1 protein-coding gene is annotated in these 1,910 nt (G+C 68.4%); it reads right to left on the reverse strand.

Annotation, left to right across the window (positions count from 1 at the left end):
• Window positions 1-109: 109 nt before the first annotated feature.
• On the reverse strand, window positions 110-1,910 hold a 1,801-nt coding region (locus DAERI_RS21675; RefSeq protein WP_268806709.1), incomplete at its 5' end, for a malectin domain-containing carbohydrate-binding protein.

The following is a 1,910-nucleotide window of genomic DNA, read 5'->3' on the forward strand; positions in this document are numbered from 1 at the left end:
GGTCCGCCTGGTTGCGCCGCGCCCCGTTCCCCGCACCCCGCCAGGCCGAGCAGGGCGCCGAGTACCAGCGTCGCCGGGGCCAGGGTGCGCGCCAGGCGCGGCGCCCGTCTCATCGCACGACCTCGATGCCCGAGAGGCTGGGGAAGTCGGTGGTCGCCTTCAGGGTGATGCTGAGCTTGCGGTCACTGACCTGCACGTTGTCGAGCGTCTCGACGAGCGCCGTGTAGCGGCCGCCGCTCTTCTGGAAGATGTCCAGGCTGCTGATGCGGAGCGCCCCCTCGGCGTAGACATCGAACACCCGGCGGCCCGCCTCGTTCCAGTTCAGCTCGGCGAAGTGCAGTTTGACCTGATAGCTGCCGTTGTTGATGGGGATGTCGAACGAGATGATGCGCTGGTCCTGCGGCACGCTGAGGTCGGAGGTGCGGCCGCGGTAGGTCTGGTACAGCCGGTCGTTGTCGGTGCCCAGGATATCCCCGGTGTAGGCCGTCGTCGGCTCGTTGATGGCGGTGCTGGGCGTGTAGATCGCGTCGCCGTTTCGGTCCTTGTCGGGCAGCCACACGTTACCCCCCGGGTCGGCAAAGGCCGCCGCGCCCGTGCCCGTCGTGAAGTTCGTGCCGCTGGGGCCACCCACATTGATCAGCAGGGGCGCGGGCTTGATGTTGGAGATGACGTAGTTGTTGTCGTTGTAGTCGTAGTTGATCCCCGAGTAGTCCATGATTACGTAGTACGTGTTGGGGATCAGCACCCCCGCGCGGTCCTTGACCGGGAAGAAGCGGATGTGCTGGCCGCAGGGGCGCGCGCACCCGTTGTTGCGGTCGGCGGTCTGGCTGTTCTGGGCGGCATCGCTCCACTCGCCGTCCACCTTGAAGCCGAAGGTCTTGGCGGCCGGGGTAAAGGAGCGCAGACCGATGGGCGCCAGGGAGCCGTTCAGACGCGGCAGGACCGTCTGCCCGTCAACACCCGCGTGGGTGAAGATCGTGGTGGTGCCGGAGCTGCCCTTGGGATGCCAGGCCAGGGTCGCCGTGTTGCCCTGGGTGTGGTAGGCCGTGAGCTGCCGCACGGTCACGGGCTGGGTCTCGTCGGCCCGCTGCCAGTACGCCGAGATCACCTCGTCGCCCTGTGGCCGCACCAGGCCCTTCTGGTTGATGCTGGACTCGCCGCCCAGGAACGAACCCGTGTAGCCGAACGCCTCGCGGATCTGGAAGATCGTCGGTTCCTGCCCGTTCTCGGATTGGCTCTGCCACAGGCCCGTGAGCTGCACGGGCAGGCTGGGCGTGTTCGGGTCGTTCGTGTTCACCGTCAGGGTGCCCTTGTGCAGCTTGTCGTTCGACGCCGTCAGGCCCTCGGCGACGAAGCGCACCCGCACGTCGGTCGAGGTGCCGGGCGCGAGGTCGATGGGCAGCGTAACGGCCGGGTCGAGCGCCCACGCCCCGCTGATGGGCAGCGAGCCGATGCGCAGGGTGGCGGTCCCGGTGTTCTTGATCCGCAGGGTGACGAGGTTGTGGACCCCGTTGCTGGGGGGAGAGGCGAGGCTGCCGATGCGGCTGAACACCAGCCGGTCATTCCACGGCCCTCCGTCACGGTTCTCGATCTCGACCTTCGCGGTCCCGCCGCTGCCCGGCCGGGTCGCGCTCGCACTCGCTGCCGGGGAAGGGTTGCCGCTCGTATCGACCGCGACCACCTGGTAGTACACCGTGACGCCCTCGGGCACGTTGTTGTCGGTGTAGGTGGAGTCCTTGATGGGCTGCGGCGTCAACGTCTGGAAGGGGCCGCTGGGCGAGGACCCCGCCAGCACCTTGTACCCCGCCAGGTCGGCCTCGGTGTTGTCGTTCCAGTCGAGCGTGATGCCCGCGCCCACCACCGCCGCGTTCAGCCCCGTCGGGGTGGCGGGCGGGGTAGTGTCGGTCGAG

The organism is Deinococcus aerius, from assembly GCF_002897375.1.
In the GTDB taxonomy this organism is placed as follows: Bacteria; Deinococcota; Deinococci; order Deinococcales; family Deinococcaceae; genus Deinococcus; species Deinococcus aerius.